The organism is Mesorhizobium sp. CA12, from assembly GCF_020165255.1.
In the GTDB taxonomy this organism is placed as follows: Bacteria; Pseudomonadota; Alphaproteobacteria; order Rhizobiales; family Rhizobiaceae; genus Mesorhizobium.
This window is the reverse complement of the sequence record NZ_JAIUHT010000006.1, coordinates 137,597-157,548: the sequence shown is the minus strand read 5'-3', so window position 1 is coordinate 157,548 and position 19,952 is coordinate 137,597. Positions and strand designations below refer to the sequence as shown.

The 19,952-nt window shown below is 64.9% G+C and carries 15 protein-coding genes and 1 tRNA gene; 10 read left to right on the top strand and 6 right to left on the bottom strand.

All coding sequences use genetic code 11. The features are described from left to right. Nucleotides 1–54: 54 nt before the first annotated feature. Nucleotides 55–1,011, top strand: coding sequence for an NAD-dependent epimerase/dehydratase family protein (locus tag LB520_RS12655; RefSeq protein ID WP_224637711.1), 957 nt, complete (start codon nt 55–57; stop codon nt 1,009–1,011). A gap of 229 nt (nt 1,012–1,240) precedes the next feature. Next, a tRNA-Gln gene (locus tag LB520_RS12650) sits at nt 1,241–1,315 on the top strand. Nucleotides 1,316–1,401: 86 nt separating this feature from the next. On the opposite strand, the gene LB520_RS12645 is transcribed toward LB520_RS12650, so the two are convergent. Next, on the bottom strand, nt 1,402–1,911 hold the full coding sequence (locus LB520_RS12645; protein WP_224637710.1) for an anthrone oxygenase family protein: 510 nt from the start codon (nt 1,909–1,911) through the stop codon (nt 1,402–1,404). Nucleotides 1,912–2,160: 249 nt separating this feature from the next. Here LB520_RS12645 and LB520_RS12640 point away from each other — a divergent pair, with 249 nt between their 5' ends. Beyond that, complete coding sequence (locus tag LB520_RS12640; RefSeq protein WP_224637709.1) at nt 2,161–3,873, top strand: HAD family hydrolase; 1,713 nt, start codon at nt 2,161–2,163, stop codon at nt 3,871–3,873. A 32-nt stretch (nt 3,874–3,905) separates the two neighbouring features. Here the strand turns inward: LB520_RS12640 and smc are convergent, their stop codons facing one another. From smc to LB520_RS12625, 3 genes are all read right to left on the bottom strand, one after another. Continuing rightward, nucleotides 3,906–7,364 (bottom strand): chromosome segregation protein SMC, encoded by a 3,459-nt coding sequence (smc, locus tag LB520_RS12635; RefSeq protein ID WP_224637708.1) that lies wholly within the window; start codon nt 7,362–7,364, stop codon nt 3,906–3,908. 63 nt (nt 7,365–7,427) lie between these two features. Beyond that, nucleotides 7,428–8,174 carry a DsbA family protein gene (locus tag LB520_RS12630; RefSeq protein ID WP_140847337.1) on the bottom strand — a complete coding sequence of 249 codons (747 nt, stop codon included), beginning with the start codon at nt 8,172–8,174 and terminating at the stop codon, nt 7,428–7,430. A gap of 154 nt (nt 8,175–8,328) precedes the next feature. Further along, on the bottom strand, nt 8,329–8,838 hold the full coding sequence (locus LB520_RS12625; protein WP_224637707.1) for a DUF721 domain-containing protein: 510 nt from the start codon (nt 8,836–8,838) through the stop codon (nt 8,329–8,331). A gap of 32 nt (nt 8,839–8,870) precedes the next feature. Here LB520_RS12625 and mutY point away from each other — a divergent pair, with 32 nt between their 5' ends. Beyond that, nucleotides 8,871–10,025, top strand: a complete 1,155-nt coding sequence (mutY, locus tag LB520_RS12620; protein ID WP_224637706.1) for an A/G-specific adenine glycosylase — start codon at nt 8,871–8,873, stop codon at nt 10,023–10,025. 10 nt (nt 10,026–10,035) lie between these two features. Then, complete coding sequence (locus LB520_RS12615; protein ID WP_224637705.1) at nt 10,036–10,647, top strand: HAD family hydrolase; 612 nt, start codon at nt 10,036–10,038, stop codon at nt 10,645–10,647. A gap of 51 nt (nt 10,648–10,698) precedes the next feature. Here LB520_RS12615 and LB520_RS12610 read toward each other — a convergent pair whose 3' ends face one another. Continuing rightward, nucleotides 10,699–11,832: a site-specific DNA-methyltransferase gene (locus LB520_RS12610; RefSeq protein ID WP_224637704.1), complete on the bottom strand. Its 1,134-nt coding sequence runs from the start codon at nt 11,830–11,832 to the stop codon at nt 10,699–10,701. A gap of 173 nt (nt 11,833–12,005) precedes the next feature. Between LB520_RS12610 and LB520_RS12605 the strand changes: the two genes are divergently transcribed. After that, entirely contained in the window at nt 12,006–12,695 is a 690-nt protein-coding gene (locus LB520_RS12605) for an HAD family hydrolase (RefSeq protein ID WP_140847323.1), read from the top strand. Between the two features lie 25 nt (nt 12,696–12,720). Here LB520_RS12605 and LB520_RS12600 read toward each other — a convergent pair whose 3' ends face one another. Continuing rightward, a complete protein-coding gene (locus LB520_RS12600; RefSeq protein ID WP_224637703.1) occupies nt 12,721–13,464 on the bottom strand; it encodes a hypothetical protein in 744 nt (247 codons plus the stop codon). Between the two features lie 127 nt (nt 13,465–13,591). Here LB520_RS12600 and thrC point away from each other — a divergent pair, with 127 nt between their 5' ends. Genes thrC through LB520_RS12580 form a run of 4 tightly spaced genes read left to right on the top strand, consistent with a single transcriptional unit; the run spans nt 13,592 to nt 19,799 of the window. Next, nucleotides 13,592–14,989, top strand: coding sequence for a threonine synthase (thrC, locus tag LB520_RS12595; protein ID WP_224637702.1), 1,398 nt, complete (start codon nt 13,592–13,594; stop codon nt 14,987–14,989). A 14-nt stretch (nt 14,990–15,003) separates the two neighbouring features. Next, the gene (locus tag LB520_RS12590) at nt 15,004–16,296 is read left to right on the top strand and encodes a M16 family metallopeptidase (RefSeq protein WP_224637701.1); all 1,293 of its coding nucleotides are present in this window, start codon (nt 15,004–15,006) and stop codon (nt 16,294–16,296) included. 15 nt (nt 16,297–16,311) lie between these two features. Next, a complete protein-coding gene (locus LB520_RS12585) occupies nt 16,312–16,908 on the top strand; it encodes a GNAT family N-acetyltransferase (RefSeq protein ID WP_140541542.1) in 597 nt (198 codons plus the stop codon). A gap of 2 nt (nt 16,909–16,910) precedes the next feature. Beyond that, the gene (locus LB520_RS12580) at nt 16,911–19,799 is read left to right on the top strand and encodes an EAL domain-containing protein (RefSeq protein ID WP_176476983.1); all 2,889 of its coding nucleotides are present in this window, start codon (nt 16,911–16,913) and stop codon (nt 19,797–19,799) included. Nucleotides 19,800–19,952 lie beyond the last annotated feature (153 nt).

Sequence of the window (19,952 nt, the reverse complement as noted above, 5' to 3'; positions counted from 1 at the left end):
GTCTTCCGCCACGCATCCGCATGCGGACAATTCGTCGTGGTCCGTGAGGCCGGCATGCGCGTTTTGATAACCGGCGCCAACGGTTTCGTCGGGCCCTATGTGGGCGACGCGCTGCGCAGGATTTGCGGCCGCGAAATTGCCATTGCCGCGACCTCCAAGGATGGTGGTCCGCATCCCGCCTTCGGCCAGGTGGAAGAACTGGACGTGACCGATCCGGCCGCCGTCCATGATGCCATTGCCCGTCACCAGCCCACCCATGTCATTCACATGGCGGCGGTCGCGGCCCTGGGTGCCGCCCAGGCCGATCCCCGCAACACATGGCGCATTCATGTGGGCGGCGCGCTCAACGTGGCCCATGCCATCCTCGACAAGGCACCGGACTGCTGGCTGGTTCATGTCGGATCGGGCCTGGTCTATGGCGAAAGCGCCAAGACCGGACGCCCGCTCGACGAAGGCACGCTGCTTGCTCCGATCGACGACTACGCCGTGACCAAGGCCGCGGCCGACCTCGCGCTCGGCGCGCTTTCGCGCCAGGGGTTGAAGTGTGTCCGAATGCGCCCCTTCAACCATACGGGCCCGGGCCAGACCGAGGCATTTGCCGTGCCGGCCTTCGCCATGCAGATCGCCCGGATCGAAGCAGGCCTGGCTCCGCCGGTGATCCGCGTCGGCAACCTCGATGCGAGGCGCGATTTCCTGGATGCGCGCGACATCGCCAACGCCTATGCGCGCGCGGTTCTGAAGAGCCGCGATCTTGCGCCGAACGCCATTTTCAACCTCGCGTCCGGCCTCTCCTGGCGGATGGGAGACATCCTCGATCGGCTGCTGGCCCGCAGCAGCGTCAAGATCGTCACGGAGCAGGATCCGCTGCGGCTGCGGCCAAGCGATCTGCCATGCATCGTCGGCGATGCGACCCGCGCCCGAACCCTGCTCGGCTGGGCACCCGAGCATTCTTTCGAGGATACGCTTGCGGCCGTCCTGGAGGATTGCCGCGCGCGCGTGGCCCAGGCGTAGGCAATGATGCATCGCCTGCTTCCCTGAACCCGGAGCTGAGCCGCTCGCGCCTGCACCGCCCGAAGCTGCCGCGACGCGTGCGGCTTACGATCCACCGCCGGGCGATCGGGGGACGAACTGGCCGGAAATGGCGGCCCCGCGTCACTGCCGATTTTAGTTGATCTCCCGGCATTGAGCTTTGCGCCGCCTCGTCCTATAAGGCCGCGCGCAGCGCGGCATGCCCGCCTGCTGGGGCGTCGCCAAGTGGTAAGGCATCGGTTTTTGGTACCGACATTCCCAGGTTCGAATCCTGGCGCCCCAGCCAACCTCCACATCAACGCCAAGCTCGAACGGACGATCGGCCAACGCGTTTGAAGCATCGCGTGGTTTGACCGGAAAGCCGGTCGGACATCAGGCGCCTTGAATGGCGATTGCGGTGGTGAGCAAGATCAGGCTCAGCATCGCCAGTATCGCGCGGATAACGTGCGATAGTTCCCAGCGGTTGCGCAGCGCCGTCCACTCCTGCGCTGGTGGGAGCGGAGTTCCGTCGCTGCCCTCAGTCGCGAAGAAGCGCTTGGCCGGCGCGTTCAATTCCACGTCCTGCAGCCAGTGCTTGTTGACCGGCTGGGTCATGAACCAGAAGACAAACTGCATGGCGAGGAGCGCGATCAAGGCGCCGGCGATCAGCCAGACATGGAGCGCACCGCTCGACGTCAGCATCAGCGCAAAAGTCGCGAGGATCCCACCGATCTCCGCGATGCCGCCTCCAATCGTGAACCCCGGGTAGTAGATGCGTTGGACAACGAAATACTCTTGCCTGCCGAGTCGCAACTTGCCCGGCAGCTCCAGCGCGTGGGCGAGCGCCATGGCCATCGCACCGGCCACAAGGACGACGGTCAGGACCTCCAGAAAGACATACATCGGATCGGCCTCTCACTCCAGCTCGAGCGCTTGTGCGGGAGCAACCTCGTCAAGACCGAACGTGATCCTGCCTACCGGGTTCCCATCGGCGTACGCTCCAATTCGGCTGGGCGGCGCGCTGTATGCGCCGTGAGCTGGGCGAAACACCGCGATCGTTTCGACGCCAACCATCGGCCTAAACCTTTTCCGCCGACAGGCGTTGTTCGTTCCAGACGGACCGACAAACACCGTTCGGAGAGGTTTCAACCGATGTATTTCATGGCACTGGCCACCGATTATGATGGCACGCTGGCGCATGATGGCCTGGTCGCGGCCAGCACGATCTTGGCACTGGAGAAGCTGAAGAAATCCGGGCGCAAGCTGATCCTGGTCACCGGACGGGAATTGCCCGACCTCAAGGAGGTGTTTCCCGAACTTTCCCTGTTCGACAAGGTGGTCGCCGAAAACGGCGCGCTGGTCTACACGCCGGCCAGCGAGGAAGAGCGCACGATCGCCCCCTCGCCTTCCGCGGATCTTGTCGACAGGCTCAAGAAGCGCGGCGTGAAGCCGCTGTCCGTCGGCCGCTCGATCGTCGCCACCTGGGAGCCGCACCAAGCCACCGTGCTCGACGTCATCAAGCAGCTTGGGCTGGAGCTGGAGATCATCTTCAACAAGGGCGCGGTGATGATCCTGCCTTCCGGCATCAACAAGGCGACCGGGCTGGCGGCGGCGCTCGAAGACCTGAAGCTGTCGCCGCACAATGTCGTGGCCGTCGGCGACGCCGAAAACGACCACGCCTTCCTCAGGGCTTCGGGCTGCAGCGTCGCGGTGGCCAACGCGCTGCCCGCCGTCAAGGAAACCGCCGACCTCGTCACCAAGGAAATGCGCGGCAAGGGCGTCGAGGAGCTGATCCGCAGGCTGGTCAAGCACGATCATCTGCTGGCTAAAAAACGCTTGCGCGGCGTGCTGCTCGGGACCTCACGCGGCAAGGACATCTACTTGTCGCCGATGGAAACGGTGCTGATCGCCGGCAGCTCGGGCATCGGCAAATCGACCTTGGCCACGGCGCTCACCGAGCGGCTGGTCGAAAAGGGTTTGCAATTCTGCATTTTCGACCCCGAGGGCGACTATGACGGACTGAAAGGCGCGGTGCCGCTCGGCAACGGCTCGACTGCACCAAACAAGGAACAGTTGCTGGAATTGATCGAGAAACCGCAGACCAATATCGTGGTCAACGGCCTGGCGCTGAAGGTCGATGAGAGGCCCGATTTCTTCGCTGAATTGCTGCCGGGCCTCGGCAATGTCCGCTATCGCACGGCAAGGCCGCACTGGCTGATCATCGACGAGGCGCATCATTTGATGCCCAAGCGACGCGGGGATACGCGATCCGTGCTTTCGATCGAGCTGCCCGGCACGGTGCTGATCACTGTCCATCCGGAAGCGATCTCGACCGATGCGCTCGGCCTGGTGACGGCGGTGATTGCGCTTGGGCCCAAGGCGAAGGGCGTGATCAAGACCTTCTGCAAGGAAACGGGGCTCCAGGCTCCAAAGAGCATTCCGCTGCCCAAGGGCGACCGGGTACTGTTCTGGCGGCCGCACGACGGCAAGAAGCCGTTCACGGTAAAGGCAATCGAGCCGGACCAGTCGCTGAAGCGCCACAGCCGCAAATATGCCGAGGGCGAGCTCGACGAGGCAGGCAGCTTCTACTTCACCGGTCCGAAGAAGGCGATGAACCTCAGGGCCCACAATCTCATCATCTTCGCGCAGATGGCGGAAGGCATCGACGACAAGACATGGGAATACCATCTGCGCGCCGGCGACTATTCCAAATGGTTCCGCCAACAGATCAGGGACAAGGACCTCGCCCGAGAAACGGCTGAGGCGGAGAAGAACAAGGCATTGTCGGCCGACGAGAGCCGCAAGCTGGTGATCGACGCCGTGCGGAGGCGCTACACGGCGCCTGCTACGGCTGCGGAGACGTAGAGCAGGTTCGCCAGCCTGAACCGGCCGAGCTCTCAGCTCGCCTCGCGCATCGCTTCGGCCGCCTGCAGATCGACCGAGACCAGCTGGCTGACGCCCTGCTCGGCCATGGTGACGCCGAACAGCCGGTCCATGCGCGCCATGGTGATGGGGTTGTGGGTGATGATGACGAAGCGCGTCTCGGTGGTCTTCGACATCTCGTCCATCAAATTGCAGAAGCGCTCGACATTGTGGTCATCCAGCGGCGCGTCGACCTCGTCGAGCACGCAGATCGGCGCCGGATTGGTGAGGAAGACGGCGAAGATCAGCGACATCGCCGTCAGCGCCTGCTCGCCGCCCGACAGCAGCGTCATGGTCTGCGGCTTCTTGCCGGGCGGGCGGGCGAGGATTTCCAGCCCCGCTTCCAGCGGATCTTCCGACTCGATCAGCTGCAATTCGGCCGTGCCGCCGCCGAAGAGATGCGAGAACAGCCGCTGGAAGTGGCCGTTGACCACCTCGAAGGCCGACAGCAGCCGCTCGCGGCCCTCGCGGTTGAGGCTCTGGATTGCCTGGCGCAACTTGCGGATCGCCTCGATGATGTCCTCGCGCTCGGAAACGATGGTTTCCAGCCTGTCGGACAGTTCCTTCTGCTCCTCCTCGGCGCGCAGGTTCACGGCGCCGAGCCGCTCGCGCTCGATCTTCAGCCGGTCGAGCTGGCGTTCGATCTCGGCCATGTCGGGCATCGGATCGTCGGCTTCGAGGCCGGTATGCTTGATGACCAGATGTGGCGGCGTGTTCAGCGCCTCCTGGATGCGCGCCTCGACCTCGGCGCGGCGTTCATCCGCCGCGGTCAGCCGCTCCTCGGCGCGAACGCGGGTTTCGCGCGATTCGGCGAGCGACTGGATGGCGGCGGTGGCCGCCTTGTCGAGCTCCGCCTGCTTGTTTTCCGCCTCCTGCAGGCGGTCGCCGGCGGCCTTGCGCAGCGCCTCGGCCTCGGAAAGCTGCGTCAGCAGGGCGCGGCGCTTGGCGTCGATCTCGTCGGGCGCATCGGCCAGCCGCTCGCGCTCGGCTTCGGCCTCCGCCTTGCGCTCGCCGAGGGCGGCGATCTGCGTCGAGGCATTTTCGGCGCGCTCCAGCCAACTCCTGCGCTCGGCACCGATGGCGTCCAGCCGGCGAATGCGCGCCTCGGCCTCGCGCCGCAGCCCTTCATGCACGGCGCGTGCATCGGCAAGCGTGGCGCGGTCGCGCGAGACGTTGGCGGCAGCCTGTTCGAGTTGAAGCTGCAGATCGCCGAGATCGGGCGCGTCCTTCAGCATCTCCTCGGCTTCGAGGAAGGAGGCCTGCGTCTCCTCGTGGCTGTCAACGATGCGAGCGCGTGCCTCTTCTAGCGCGGCGCGCCGGCTCAACAGCTCGCCGCCAGCCTTCTCGGCCTCGGCCAGCGCGTTACGCGCGGCATCCAGCGCATGCTGGGCATCGCGGCCGGCCTGGCGAGCATTGCGCTCGGCCTCACTTGCCAGGCGCATCGCCTGCTCGGCGCGAGCCAGCGCTTCCTCGGCCTCGCGCACGACGCGCGTCGCCTGCACGGCTTCGGCATCGAGCTCGGCCAGGCGGTTCTTCTGCGCCAGCCGCTGCGCGGCGGCGGTCGGGGCATCTGCGCTCGCGGTCAGGCCGTCCCAGCGCCAGAGCGCGCCGTCGCGGCTGACCAGCCGCTGGCCGGGCGCAAGCTGCGCCTGAATACGACGGCCGTCGGCGCCGTCGACGATGCCGATCTGCGCCAGACGGCGCGCAAGCTGCGCCGGCGCGCGCACCACGCTGGCAAGGCTCTTCACGCCTTCAGGCAGCGCCGCATCGCCGGGCTGCACCGCGCTTTCGCCCCAATGCACCGGGGCGCTGCGGTCGAGCGGGACGTCGAGATCCTCGCCGAGGGCCGCGCCAAGCGCGGTTTCATAGCCGCGCTCGACATTGATCTGCTCCAGCACGGACGGAAAGAGATCGCCACTGGCGGCGTTGAGGATCTTGGCCAGCGTGCGCGCTTCGGTCTCGATGCGCGCCAGTTCGGCCCTTGCATCCTGCAGCGGCGGGCGGGCCGCGCTTTCGGCGGCGCGAGCCTCGGCGACGGCCTGCTCGGCGGAAATGGCGCCGGCCTCGCTCTCTTCCAGCCGAGCCAGCGCGTCCTCGACCAGCAGGCGCTTTTCGGCCGGATCGGGCAGGCCGGAAATCCGCGCGACGATATCGGAAAGCTCGCGGTCGACGTCGGCGAGCTGGCGCGCGAAGCGGTCGCGGCGCTCGGCGGTCTCGCGCAAGCTACGCTCGATCTGGTGGCGCGAGGCAGCCGCCTCGGCGCGCTCGGCGGTCAGCGCGGCAAGTTTTGCCTCGCTTTGCGAGAGCGTCGCGCCGGCCTGCTCGAAGGCGGCGCGCGTGGTCGCCTCGCGCTCGGCAGCACCTGCATTTTCCGAGTTGAGCTCGGCTTCCTCGGTGCGCAGGCGCTCGAGGATGTCGGCATTGTCGCGCACCATCCGCTCCTCGCGGGCGATGTCGGCGTCGAGCTGCTGCAGCCGGCGTTCGAGCTCGGTCTGGCGCGCACGGATGCGGCCGGCCTCTTCCTCGATCTGGGTCTTGGCGATCGACAGGCGCTGGAAGGCGGCGGCAGCGGCGGCTTCGGCGTCGCGCAGATCGGGCAGCCGGTGCGCGGCGATGCCCTGCTCCCTGGCCGCCGCCATCTGGGCGGCGGCGCGGTCGCCGACCAGCGTGGTGGCGACGGCAAGCGCTGAACGCGCCTCGCCTTCCTGCGCCTTGGCCAGCGTCCAGCGCAGATGCAAGAGCGTTGCCTCGGCCTTGCGGATATCGGCCGACAAGTTCTTGAAGCGCGAGGCCTGGCGCGCCTGGCGCTTCAGGCTCTCGATCTGGCCTTCCAGCTCGCCGACGACGTCGTCCAGCCGCTCGAGATTCTGCTCGGCACCCTTCAGTCTGAGCTCGGCTTCATGACGGCGCGTGTGCAGGCCGGAAATGCCTGCCGCCTCTTCGAGCAGCGCGCGACGGGCCTGGGGCTTGGCCTGGATCAGCTCGCCGATGCGGCCCTGCCCGACCATCGAGGGCGAGCGCGCGCCGGTCGATTGGTCGGCGAACAGAAGCTGCACGTCCTTGGCGCGCGCTTCCTTGCCGTTGATGCGGTAGAGCGAGCCCGCCTCGCGCTCGATGCGGCGCGACACCTGCAGCTCATCGGCATCGTTGAAGGCGGCGGGTGCCGTGCGGTCGGTGTTGTCGAGGAAAAGCGTGACTTCGGCGGTGTTGCGCGCAGGCCGCGCACCCGAGCCCGAGAAGATCACGTCGTCCATGCCGGACGCGCGCATGTTCTTGTAGGAGCTTTCGCCCATTACCCAGCGCAGCGCTTCGACGAGGTTCGACTTGCCGCAGCCGTTCGGCCCGACAATGCCGGTCAGCCCGCGTTCGATGACGAACTCGCCGGGCTCGACGAAGGATTTGAAACCAAGGAGGCGAAGGCGCGAAAACTTCATTCGCGCCGCCCAACACTACAGGGGTGCGCGCCAAAGCCGGACCGCTTCGGCGCGGCCTGGATGTCAGAGCAGAGGGTCGATGATGGCCGACATTTCCTCAATCGACATCGCCCCTTTGTAGGTCTTTCCATTGATGAAGAAGGTCGGCGTCGAGTCGACCTTGAACTCGTCCGCTCCGCGTTTCTGGACTGCTCTCACATCGTCCAGAAGTTTCTGGTCCGTCAAGCAGGACTCAAAGGACTCCTGTGTAAAACCGGCAAGCTTCGAGATCTGCAGCAGCGCTTCCTTGGTGTTGCTGACGCCAACCCAGCTCGGCTGCTGCTTGAACAGCACGTCGACCATGGCGAAGTAATTATCCTTCGAGCAGCGCGCCAGCATGAAGCCGGCCTCAGCGCTCGGGTCGAATGGGAATTCGCGCAGGATGTAACGGACCTTGCCGGTGTCGATGTATTTCGACTTCAACTGAGGGAAGGTGGTGTCGTTGAAATGCGCGCAATGCGGGCAGGTCATCGATGCGTATTCGACGATTGTGACCTTGGCGTCGTCCTTGCCGAGCTGCTTGTCGGGCAGCGCGCCGGGCTTCAGCAGCTCCGCCATGTCGACGGTGCCCTGCGCCTCGGGCACCTGGGCCGCCGCAGGCGTCGCGGCCGGCTTGGCAGGCGTCGACGGGTTGGCCGGCTTCACATCGGCGGCCTTGGCCTCCTCGCCGGAGTCGCTGCATGCTGCAAGCAGCGCCACCGCAGGAACAGCAGCCAGCGTGGTCAGAAGGTTTCTGCGAGACAGACTTTTGCCAAACGGGGCACGGTTCATGCGAATCACCTGATATCGGTTGGATTTTGCAATGCAAGGGCTAGAAAAGGCGAGAGTTGGCGCGAATTAAGGCATCGCGATCCTCAATCCAATCGGGAAACTTGATCACAAGCATCACGAATGCGCGAGATCGGTAACGCATTCATGACGCTTCTTACGACCCTTTGGGCTTCCTTTCACCCATAATTGTAGCGCCGAGCCGCTCCAGCGAAGCGCGCAGGCCGTCGTCCTCGATCTTGCCGACCATGCGCGAAAGCTTCGATTTTTCGGCCTCGCTCAAAGGCCGCGGCGCTGGCTTTGGGCGCGCCTTTTGCGAAAGCACCGGTTTTTGCAGGATCTTGATGCGGCCGACCGCGTTGAAACCCAGGAAGGCGTTGACGCGGTTGATCACCTCGCCGGCCTCGTGCTGCAGATGCAGCGCGGCCATGCCCTCGCAGGCGATGATCAATGTCGCCGGCTCGAACGGGTCGTCCTCATGCAGCCGGCGCGGCCACTGGATTTTTTCCGGCCGCGAGTAGGCGGCAAGGCGCGGTCCGGCGATCTCTTCCCAGGACTGCACCAACCCTATCGAGATGCCGGCGCGCTTCTTCAGCACCGGATCGAGGATCTCGGTCGCGAGATCGCTGACCGGAACGGGATTGCCGAAGGGCCTTTTCCCTGCCATGTGCGTTCTCCAGTCCCCAGCTCATCCGATCAATGGCACCACTAAACCAGACCCGCAAGGCATCACAGCAGGCCGCATCCGGCGACGCGGGATCCGGAGATACCAGCAAAGCTGGATCCCGGGATATCGGGGCCTGCCTGCTTGCCTGGTATGATGCGCATCATCGTGACCTGCCCTGGCGTGTGACGCCAAGCGCGTTTGCGCGAGGCGCAAGGCCCGACCCCTATCGCGTCTGGCTGTCCGAGGTGATGCTGCAACAGACCACGGTCGAGGCGGTAAAAGCCTATTTCCGCAAGTTCGTCGAGAAATGGCCGACGGTCGAGGCGCTGGCGGCGGCACCCGCCGAGGACGTGATGAAGGCCTGGGCCGGGCTCGGCTATTACTCAAGGGCGCGCAACCTGAAGGCCTGCGCCGACCTCGTGGCGCTGCGAGGCGGCCGCTTTCCCGACACCGAGGCCGGCCTGCGCGAATTGCCGGGCGTCGGTGCCTACACCGCTGCGGCGATCGCGGCGATCGCCTTCGACCGGCCGGCGGCGGTCGTCGACGGCAATGTCGAGCGGGTCGTGACCCGGCTCTATTCGATCGAAACACCGCTCAGCGAGGCCAAGCCGCAGATCCGAGCGCTGGTCGAAAAGCTGGTACCGCAAACGCGGCCCGGCGATTTCGCCCAGGCGATGATGGATCTCGGCGCGACGATCTGCACGCCGAAGCGCCCGCGCTGCATGCTGTGCCCGGTGCGCGAGGATTGCAGCGCCATTCTCAGCGGCGATCCGGAACGCTTTCCGGTCCGCCTGCCGAAGGACGACAAGCCGCTGCGCAAGGGTGCCGCCTTCGTCGCCGAGCGCGACGACGGCGCCATCCTCTTGCGCAAGCGGCCCGACAAAGGCCTGCTCGGCGGCATGACGGAGGTGCCGACCACCGCCTGGACCGCCAGGGTGGATGGCGCGACGACGGCGGATGCCGCGCCTTTTCCCGCCGATTGGCGGCGCGCCGGGCAGATCGGCCATGTCTTCACACATTTCGCGCTCGCGCTCGACATCTTTCATGCCCATGTCAAGCGCGATGCGCCCGACGGGTATTTCTGGTCGCTGGCCCATGAAATTTCCGGGGAAGCGCTGCCCACCGTCATGAAAAAGGTAATCGAGACGGCCATACCGGGCGCGACCAAAAAGCAGCACCCGCATTGAAAGGACCGCAATGACCGAAATCCGCCATATCGTCTTCGACATCGGCAAGGTGCTTATCCATTACGATCCGGACATTCCATTCAGCCGCCTGATCCCCGATGCCGAAGAGCGGCGGTGGTTCTTCGACAATGTCTGCACGAGCGCCTGGAACATCGAGCAGGATCGCGGGCGGACATGGGAAGAGGCCGAGGCGGCGCTGATCGCCGAACATCCCGACCACGCCGAGAACATCCGCAACTTCCGCCGCCACTGGCATGATATGGTGCCGCATGCCTATGACGACAGCGTCGCGCTGCTCGAGGGCCTGATCGATGACGGCCGCGACGTGACCCTGCTCACCAACTGGGCGTCGGATACATTCCGCGAGGCTCGCGCCCGTTTTCCGTTCCTTGAGAAGCCGCGCGGCATCACGGTCTCCGGCGACATCGGCCTGATCAAGCCGGACCGCGCCATCTACGACCATCACGTGGCTTCGTTCGGGCTCGATCCGGCGGCTTCGCTATTCATCGACGACAGCCAGAAGAATGTCGACGGCGCCAAGGCGGCGGGCTGGCAGGCCGTGCTGTTCACCGACGCCAAGGCACTTAAGGCAGACCTTGAGCGGCTGGGGATTGCAGCCTGATCTGAATCGCTTGCGGCGATCCGTTGATGTTTTGGTTCAGCTTCAGGCGAATCAGCCCCCTGCCCGCTCCATGCCGAGCCTGGCGATACGGCGCAGCTCGTCGATCGGGGTCAGGCCGCCGCTGCGCTCATAGTGCCAGAAGGTCCAGCCGTTGCAGGCGTCCAGCCCCTGCACTTCGGCGCCGATCTTGTGGATCGAGCCGGCGCTGTCGCCGATCGCCAGCGTGCCGTCGGCGCGCACCTTTGCCGCCCAGCGCTTTTTGGCGTCATAGAGCGTGGCGCCGGGCGCCACCAGACCGTTGTCGATCAGGCTGATGAAGGCGACGCGCGGTTCGGCGCGCTTGCCGGAAAGCACGGTGAGATCGGCGCTTTCCAGCGGGCGCACCGCGGCGATGCGCTCATTGGCGGCATCGATATAGGCTTGCTCGCGCTCGATGCCGACAAAGTGGCGGCCAAGGCGCTTGGCGACAGCGCCGGTGGTGCCGGAACCGAAAAAGGGATCGAGCACGACGTCGCCCGGCTTCGTCGAAGCCATCATGATGCGGGCAAGCAAGGCTTCCGGTTTCTGCGTCGGATGCAGCTTGTTGCCGTTCTCGTCCTTCAGCCGCTCGCCGCCGGTGCAGATCGGGAAAAGCCAATCGGAGCGCATCTGCAGGTCGTCGTTCGAGGCTTTCAGGGACTCGTAATTGAAGGTGTAGCCCTTGGCCTTCTGGTCGCGCGAGGCCCAGATCATCGTCTCGTGCGCGTTCTGGAAGCGCCGGCCACGGAAATTCGGCATCGGGTTGGTCTTGCGCCAGACGATGTCGTTCAGGATCCAGAAGCCGAGATCCTGCATGCGGGCGCCGACGCGGAAGATGTTGTGATAGGAGCCGATGACCCAGATGGTGCCGCTGGGCTTCAGCACGCGGCGCGCCGCGAGCAGCCAGGCACGGGTAAAGGCGTCATAAGCCTCGAAACTCTCGAATTGATCCCAGTCGTCGTCGACGGCGTTGACCTTGGACTGGTCGGGCCGGTGCAGGTCGCCGTCGAGCTGCAGATTATAGGGCGGGTCGGCGAAGATGATGTCGATCGACTTTTCCGGCAGGCGGTCAAGCGCGGCGACGCAATCGCCTTTCAGGATGGTATCCAGCCATTCGGACCGCTGGGGAGCGTGGGAAAGCTCGTCGAGAAGACGCATGGCAGACATCAAAACACCCAAAGCACGCGTTACGGTTTACTGACTGTTATGGTTACCGATCAGCGTAAACATTCAGTGAAGGCTGCAGACGCTTGCTCGGTTTGCGAAGAGCGGCCTGTTGGTGTATGCCGCACCGCTTGGGCCAGCCATGCCACGCTCCCCTTCTCAACGTCCGGATTGCCATGCCCCAGCCAGACCTTGTCATCTTCGATTGCGACGGCGTGCTCGTCGATTCCGAAATCATTGCCGCGCGCATCGATGCGGAGCTTCTGACGTCGGCCGGATTCGAGATTTCGGCCGAGGAGCTTGCCGAGACCTATGCCGGCCTGACCTTCAAGGACATCATGTTGCGGGTCGAGGAGAAGTCGCGGATCCCATTCCAGGCCTCGCTGATCGACCGCGAGGAGGAACTCGTCGACCGCAAGCTGCGCGCAGACGTGCGCATCATCGACGGCGCTCGCGAGGCGGTGGCGGCCGTAACCGCGCCGCGCGCCGTCTGCTCCAATTCACGCACTGAGCGGGTCGAATTCATGCTAGAGAAGGTGCGGCTGCTGCCGTTCTTCGCCGGCCGCATCTTTTCGGGCCTCGATATTCCCAGCAAGAAGACCAAGCCGGCGCCGGACGTGTTTCTCTACGCCGCCGAAAAGCTCGGCGCCAAGCCGAAGAACACTTTCGTGATCGAGGATTCCGTGCACGGCATCGCCGGCGCCAGGGCCGCCGGCATGCGCGTCATCGGCTTCACCGGCGCCGGGCACAGCTATCCGGGCCATGCCGATGCGCTGACCGAGGCCGGCGCCGAAACGGTCATCCGGCGCTGGGCGGAGCTCAACAGCACGATCGCGGCGCTGTCGGAGTGGTCGGAAGACGCTTGAGGATCGTTCGAATCCTGGCCCTTGCTCAGTTCGTCGCCGGAGCGCGCTTCTTCCTCTTGCCTTTCGGCTTGTCCGCCGAGGCGACCGGCGTGTTCTCGTCATAGCCGGCATAGGCCTGGTAGTCGCGCGCGGTCGGCTCCGGCACCACGATATTGCTGTCGACGAAGACGAATTGGGTAGCGGCCGATGGGTCGGTAACCTGCACCTGGTACGGATGCAGCTGCGAATAAAGCACCTCCTCGCCATGCTGAACCGCGATGCGGATCGGCATGGTGACGGTGCCGGGCGCGAACATCGGCCCCGGCACGATCTTGCCGGCGACGGCTATCTTCATCGACATCTGGCCGTTGGCATGGGTGCAATCGCGCGTCACGTCGGTGATCGACGCCTGGTAGATAATCTTCGACGGATCGTGAGCGGGATCGATCGGCTGGCCGTTTGGTCCGGTCTGCGCGGCCGCGGCGGCTGCCTCGGCCTCGGCGTCGGCCGCGGCGTCAACCTTCTTTTTCTTGGGCTTCGCCGTCGTGCCCTTGGCATAGGTGTTGAAATAGGCAGTGCCGTCGCGCAGCGTCACCTTCGGACAATAGGCTCGCAACTGGCTGGCGAGGATCTTGGGATCCTGCGGCGGCGGCGGCGCGACGGGATCCTTCTTGGTTAGACCAAAGTTAAGAATACCATTGTCGCTCGATTGGCAGCCGGCGGCGGCAAGCATAAAGCCGGTGAGCGCCAGACCCGCGACAAAACGACGGTTGACCGAATAAAACGCCATGAAACTGCACTTCCCTCTCACAAAGCCGGTGACGTATAGCAACCGCGCGGCAAAAATGCGACTGAGCGGGCTCGGAAAATTAACCAATTGCCGTGGATGACGCGACCGGCAGCAACAGGCCTTGACGATGCAATATGTGAGTACCCGCGGGGATGCGCCCGCGCTAGGATTTTCCGACGCTGTGCTGGCCGGCCTGGCGCGTGACGGCGGGCTCTACGTGCCGCGCGAGTGGCCACAGTTTTCGGCCGCCGACATCCGAGCCATGCGCGGCCTTGCCTATCCGGACCTTGCCATCCGCGTGCTGACGCCGTTCCTCGGCGGCGAGATCGCGGCGCCCGTCTTCGAGCGGCTGGTGCGCGAGGCCTATGCGACTTTCCGGCACGAGGCCGTCTGCCCGTTGGTGCAGACCGGGAAAAACACCTTCATCGTCGAGCTGTTCCACGGCCCGACGCTGGCCTTCAAGGACGTGGCGATGCAGTTGCTGGCGCGGCTGATGGATCATGTGCTTTCGGAACGGGGCAAACGCGCCACCATCGTCGGCGCGACCTCGGGCGACACCGGGGGTGCCGCGATCGATGCGTTCGCCGGCCGCGACCGCACCGACATCTTCATCCTGTTCCCGCACGGCAAGGTATCGCCGGTGCAGCAGCGCCAGATGACGACGTCGAGCGCGGCAAACGTCCATGCGCTGTCGGTCGAAGGCAATTTCGACGACTGCCAGGGCCTGGTTAAGGACATGTTCAACGACCACGCCTTTCGCGACAGGGTGTCGCTGTCGGGTGTGAATTCGATCAACTGGGCCCGCATCATGGCCCAGATCGTCTATTACTTCTCGTCGGCCCTGTCGCTCGGTGCGCCCGACAGGCCGGTCTCCTTCACCGTGCCGACGGGCAATTTCGGCGATATTTTCGCCGGCTACGCCGCCAAGCGCATGGGCCTGCCGATCGAGCGGCTGATTATCGCCACCAACGACAACGACATCCTGGCGCGGACGCTGGCGAGCGGCGAATACCGCACCAAGGGCGTGTTCGCCACGACCTCGCCGTCGATGGACATCCAGGTGTCGTCGAATTTCGAGCGGCTGCTGTTCGAGGCCGCAGGCCGCAATGCCGAGACCGTGCGGCGCTATATGAACGGCCTGAAGCAGTCGGGCGCCTTCACCATCGAGGAGGGCGAGCTCAAGCGCATCCGCGCCGAATTCGACGCCGGCCGCGCTAGCGTCGACGAGGTCGCCGCCACCATCCGCGCGACGCTCGAGGCGAGCAACTACCTGCTCGATCCGCATACGGCCGCAGCCGTCCGTGTCGCCGCCGCCCAGGACTCCGGCGCGGTGCCCATGGTGGTGCTCGGCACCGCGCATCCGGCGAAATTCCCGGCGGCGGTCGAGGCCGCGAGCGGCATCACCCCTGCCCTGCCCGCATGGCTAGGCGGCTTGATGACAGCCGACGAAAAATACACGATACTTCCATCCGACTTGAAAATGGTGGAAGATTACGTGGACCGCCACTCGCGGGCGGCGCGTTAGGGAGTACTTGCCATATGGGTGTTGAGGTAAGCCGTCTGTCGAACGGCCTGACAGTCGCCACCGAAACCCTTCCAAGCATCGAATCGGTTGCCCTTGGTGTCTGGGTCAAGTCAGGCGCCCGCAACGAGCGCGACGAAGAGCATGGCATGGCTCATCTGCTCGAGCACATGGCGTTCAAGGGCACGAAGCGCCGCAGCGCCTTCGAGATCGCCTCGGAAATCGAGAATGTCGGCGGCGAGATCAACGCCGCCACCAGCGTCGAGACGACCTCCTACTACGCCAGGGTGCTTTCCGTCGACGTGCCGCTGGCGGTCGATATCCTGGCCGACATCCTGCAGGAATCCGAATTCGATCCCGACGAGTTGGAGCGCGAGCAGCATGTGATCCTGCAGGAGATCGGCGCCGCGCACGACACGCCCGACGACATCGTTTTCGACCGCTTCACCGAAACGGCTTTCCGTCATCAGACCATCGGCCGCTCGATCCTCGGCACGCCGGAGACGGTCAAATCCTTCACCTCCAAACAGCTGCACAGCTTCATCGAGCGCCAATATGACGCGGAGCGGATGGTCGTCGTGGCCGCCGGCGACGTCAAGCACGACAATTTCGTGCGCGAGGTCGAGAAGCGGCTTGGCGGCTTCCGTGCCAAGGCGGCGGGCAATATCCCGCAATATGCGCAATATGTCGGCGGCGACTTCCGCGAGGACCGCGACCTGATGGATGCGCAGATCGTGCTCGGCTTCGAGGGCCGCGCCTACCATGTGCGCGATTTCTACGCCTCGCAGGTGCTGTCGATGATCCTGGGCGGCGGCATGTCGTCGCGGCTGTTCCAGGAGGTGCGCGAGAAGCGCGGCCTCTGCTACTCGGTCTATGCCTTCCACTGGGGTTTTTCCGACACCGGCATCTTCGGCGTGCATGCCGCCACCGGGCAGAGCGACATCGCCAAGCTGGTGCCGGTGATCATCGGTGAATTGCAGAAGGCCGGCGAGAGCATCCAGCAGGACGAGCTCGACCGGGCGCGGGCGCAATATCGCGCCGGCCTGATCATGTCGGCCGAAAGTCCAGCGAGCCGCGCCTCGCAGATTGCCCGGCAACTGCTGTTGTTCGGGCGGCCGATTGCCAAAGAGGAATTGATGGAGCGGCTTTCGGCGCTGACCGTCGAGCGGCTGACCGATCTCTCCTCGCGGCTGTTCTCGACCAAGCCGACGCTTACCGCGGTCGGTCCCGTGGGCACGCTTGCGCCCTATGAGGCGATCCTCGAATCGCTTGCGGGCCCGCAGACGACGGCCCGCCGGCTCGCCGTCTGATCTTCGACCAAAACCGTGTTCGCGCTCCCTTTCTTTCGCCGCGACCTGCCGGCACTGAAGGGCGACAAGGTCACGCTGCGCGTGCCCTTGACCAACGACTATCGCGAATGGTCGGCGGTGCGCGGCGAAAGCCGCGCCTTCCTCGAACCCTGGGAGCCGCGCTGGCAGCCGGACGAGCTCGACCGCAATGCCTGGCGCCTGCGCATCAGCCGCTACCGCGAGGATTATGCCCAGGGCACGGCTATCGCCTTCTTCATCTTCGAAAAATCGAGCGGCAAGCTCGCCGGCGGCATCACGCTCGGCAACATCCGCCACGGCGTCGCGCAGAGCGGCCATATCGGCTACTGGATCGGTGAACGCTTCGGCGGCCGCGGCATGATGACAGAGGCGGTCAAGCTGGTGTCGCGCTTCGCCTTCGATACGCTGCGGTTGCACCGGATCGAAGCTGCCTGTATTCCCGAAAATGCCCGGTCGATCCGTGTGCTTGAAAAAGCCGGATTCCGGCGCGAAGGACTTCTGCGATCCTATCTCAGGATCAACGGCATCTGGCAGGATCACTACCTCTACGCCCGGATCGCGGACGATCCGCCGGGCGATGGAACGAAGGGCTGATTGTGACGAATTTTCCGCGATTAGCGTCGCTATTCGCCCTCATCATGACGGTCGTCGTCACGCTTTTTTCGGCCATGCCGGCTTTTGCCGTCGAGCCGATCAAAATCGCGCGCGACGACAAGGCGCTGGACCTGTCGCGCGCCGTGGAAATCTACCGGAACCAGGGTGAGAATTTCCAGGTCTCGACGGCGCCCGGCCCCGACGGCATCGTGCGGCGCATCGAAGTGGAAGCCAATGATGCTCGCTCGAGCGGCGACTGGGCCGTCTTCGCGCTCGCCAACACCACCGACCAGCAGCTCGACCGGCTGATCGTCGCGCCGCATTTCCGGCTGGTGAATTCCGGCATCTTCTGGCCGGATCTCGGCTCCACGCGCATCGCCGCCATCACGCCCAGCGAGGGCTTCGCGCTCGACCGCCAGACAAGCCCCGACGCCGACGTATTCCGGGTGACGCTGAACCCCGGAACGGTGGTGACCTTCATCGCCGAGCTCGCCTCGCCGAAACTGCCGCAGGTCTATCTCTGGGAGCCGGATTCCTACAAGGACTCGGTCAATTCCTACACGCTGTTCCGCGGCATCGTCATCGGCATTTCGGGGCTTCTTGCGCTGTTCCTGACGATCCTGTTCGTGGTCAAGGGAACCTCGATGTTCCCGGCGACCGCGGCGCTCGCCTGGGCGGTGCTGGCCTATATCTGCGTCGACTTCGGCTTCCTCAACAAGATCATCGAGATATCGCCCGGCAACGAGCAGATCTGGCGGGCCGGCACGGAGGTGGCCTTGGCCGGAACCTTCGTGGTGTTCCTGTTCGCCTATCTCAACCTCAACCGATGGCATGGTCATTTCAGCTATGGCGCGCTGGTCTGGATCCTAGGGCTCTTGTTGATCGCGGGGGTCGCCATCGTCGATCCGGCGGTCGCCGCCGGCGTTGCCCGCATCTCGTTCGCCGCCACCGCGCTCACGGGTCTCGGCCTGATCATCTTCCTCGGCATCCGCGGCTATGACCGCGCGATCATGCTGGTGCCGAGCTGGGTGATGGTGCTGCTATGGCTATGCGGGTCGTGGATGGCGATCACCGGCATGCTGGACAACGACATCGCCCAGCCGGCGCTGGGCGGCGGGCTGATCCTGATCATCCTCTTGATCGGCTTCACGGTCATGCAGCACGCCTTTGCCGGCGGCGCGCTGCATCAGGGCCTGTTCTCCGACCTGGAGCGGCAGGCGCTCGCCGTCGCCGGCTCGGGCGACATCGTCTGGGATTGGGACGTGCTGCGCGACCGCGTGGTGACCAAGCCGGACATCAGCCTGCAGCTCGGCCTTGCGCCCAACAGCCTTGGGGGTGCGGCCCGCAACTGGCTGCCGGTGCTGCATGCCGACGACCGCGACACGTTCCGCACCACGCTCGACGTGGTGCTGGAGCATAGGCGCGGCAAGGTAGCGCAGAACTTCCGCCTGCGCGGCGCCGACGGCCATTACCACTGGTTCTCGTTGCGCGCCCGCCCGGTGATCGGCTCCGACGGCGAGGTGATCCGCTGCGTCGGCACCATGATCGACGTCACCGAGCAGAAGAAATCCGAGGAAAGGCTGCTGCACGACGCCGTGCATGACAATTTGACCGGCCTGCCGAACCGCGAATTGTTCATGAACCGGCTGGAAGCGATCATCTCGATCGCCCGCACCGAGGAGAAGGTGCGCCCGACGGTCTTCATCATCGACATCGATCGCTTCAAGCAGGTCAATGACGGCCTTGGCATCTCCGCCGGCGACACCATTCTGCTCACTGTCGCGCGCCGGCTGCACCGGCTGCTCAAGCCGAAGGATTCGCTGTCGCGCTTTGCCGGCGACCAGTTCGCGCTGATGCTGCTTTCGGAACAGGACCCGGCCCGCATCGCTGCCATGGCGGACGCCATCAAGCACGCGATCAACAATCCGATCACCTTCGCCAAGCGAGAAATCGTGCTCACCGCATCGATCGGCCTGATCACCTGGACGACGGCGCAGACTTCGGCCGAGGACATGGTCAAGGACGCCGAGCTTGCCATGCACCAGGCCAAGCGTTTCGGCGGCGACAGGATCGAGCCCTTCCGTCCCGCCTTCCGCACCGTCGGCACCGACCGGCTGCAGTTCGAATCCGACCTTCGCCGCGCTATCGAGCGGCGCGAGTTCACGCTTGCCTACCAGCCGATCGTGCGGCTGGAGGATGGCAGCGTCGCCGGCTTCGAGGCGCTGCTGCGCTGGGACCATCCGCGCCGCGGCATGATCCCGCCGGGGGACTTCATTCCGGTCGCCGAGAATTGCGGGCTGATCGTGCAGCTCGGCCTGTTCGCCATGCAGCAGGCGGCCGAGGACCTCGCGACCTGGCAGAAGCAGATCGGCGACGCGCCGCTGTCGGTGTCGGTCAACCTGTCCAGCCGCCAGCTCATCCGCCGCGACCTGGTCAGCGACGTCCGCTCGGTCATAGCGCGCGCCAATCTGAAACCGCGCTGCTTCCGGCTGGAGCTCACCGAGTCCCTGGTGATGGACAATCCCGAGCAGACCGCGCATGTGCTGACCAAGCTGAAGCAGCTCGGCATCGGATTGTCGCTCGACGATTTCGGCACCGGCTATTCCTCGCTCTCCTACCTGACGCGCTTCCCCTTCGACACCATCAAGATCGACAAGAGCTTCGTCGACGACGCCACGCCGAAGCGTGCCGTGCTGCTCAAATCGATGGTCAACATGGCGCATGAGCTGGGGCTTTCGGTCGTGGCGGAAGGCATTTCGGATGAAAGCGACGCGCTGGAGCTGCGCCAGATGGGCTGCGAATATGTGCAGAGCTTCATGTTCGGCGCGCCGATGCCCGGCGACCAGGTGCTGAAGACGCTGAGAGAGCAGTATCCGCTGACCCAGGCTTAGGTTGGCGCGCCTGATGCGGCCGGTCGTTCCAATGGAGTAGCGAGACACTCGGCGATTGGCCGTTACGTCCATCACATCGTCATTCTCGGGCTTGACCCGAGAATCCATTCCGTGACGTTAACGCATTGAAAAGCGTTGCAGAGTTCTGCACCG

Excerpts from the sequence above, each read along its gene's own strand:
- LB520_RS12645 (WP_224637710.1), bottom strand. The coding sequence starts at position 1,911 with ATGTATGTCTTTCTGGAGGTCCTGACCGTCGTCCTTGTGGCCGGTGCG.
- smc (WP_224637708.1), bottom strand. The coding sequence starts at position 7,364 with ATGAAGTTTTCGCGCCTTCGCCTCCTTGGTTTCAAATCCTTCGTCGAG.
- LB520_RS12655 (WP_224637711.1), top strand. The coding sequence starts at position 55 with ATGCGCGTTTTGATAACCGGCGCCAACGGTTTCGTCGGGCCCTATGTG.
- LB520_RS12600 (WP_224637703.1), bottom strand. The coding sequence starts at position 13,464 with ATGGCGTTTTATTCGGTCAACCGTCGTTTTGTCGCGGGTCTGGCGCTC.
- mutY (WP_224637706.1), top strand. The coding sequence starts at position 8,871 with ATGGCACCACTAAACCAGACCCGCAAGGCATCACAGCAGGCCGCATCC.
- LB520_RS12630 (WP_140847337.1), bottom strand. The coding sequence starts at position 8,174 with ATGAACCGTGCCCCGTTTGGCAAAAGTCTGTCTCGCAGAAACCTTCTG.
- LB520_RS12615 (WP_224637705.1), top strand. The coding sequence starts at position 10,036 with ATGACCGAAATCCGCCATATCGTCTTCGACATCGGCAAGGTGCTTATC.
- LB520_RS12605 (WP_140847323.1), top strand. The coding sequence starts at position 12,006 with ATGCCCCAGCCAGACCTTGTCATCTTCGATTGCGACGGCGTGCTCGTC.
- LB520_RS12625 (WP_224637707.1), bottom strand. The coding sequence starts at position 8,838 with ATGGCAGGGAAAAGGCCCTTCGGCAATCCCGTTCCGGTCAGCGATCTC.
- LB520_RS12590 (WP_224637701.1), top strand. The coding sequence starts at position 15,004 with ATGGGTGTTGAGGTAAGCCGTCTGTCGAACGGCCTGACAGTCGCCACC.
- thrC (WP_224637702.1), top strand. The coding sequence starts at position 13,592 with ATGCAATATGTGAGTACCCGCGGGGATGCGCCCGCGCTAGGATTTTCC.
- LB520_RS12610 (WP_224637704.1), bottom strand. The coding sequence starts at position 11,832 with ATGTCTGCCATGCGTCTTCTCGACGAGCTTTCCCACGCTCCCCAGCGG.
- LB520_RS12640 (WP_224637709.1), top strand. The coding sequence starts at position 2,161 with ATGTATTTCATGGCACTGGCCACCGATTATGATGGCACGCTGGCGCAT.